A 258-nucleotide genomic window follows, 5' to 3' on the forward strand; every position below is an offset into this window, starting at 1 on the left:
GATCGTATAATAAATTTGAATAGGGATATCACATGCATTTAAATAATCAGTCATAATTTCTAAAGAAACTTCTTCTGGAATTTTTCCGTTGCTAGCTCCTAGTAAAGGAAAGGCAATTGAAGTAATTGCTTTTTCCTTATAAGTATCTATAAATTTCTGTAACCCTAACTTCAAATATTCTTCCTTCGAGGGATACTTCCAATGTTTCTTAGTAGGAAAATTCAAAATCCATTTTGCTTCGGTCTTATATAACCAAAG

Annotated in this window: 1 protein-coding gene; it reads right to left on the reverse strand. The window is 30.6% G+C overall.

The features are described 5' to 3' along the window. A partial coding sequence (locus tag SB816_RS33070) for a macro domain-containing protein (RefSeq protein WP_410548387.1) occupies positions 1-258 on the reverse strand: 258 nt, incomplete at both ends.

It is taken from the genome of Achromobacter sp. SIMBA_011, assembly GCF_046535435.1.
In the GTDB taxonomy this organism is placed as follows: domain Bacteria; phylum Pseudomonadota; class Gammaproteobacteria; order Burkholderiales; family Burkholderiaceae_B; genus Achromobacter; species Achromobacter dolens.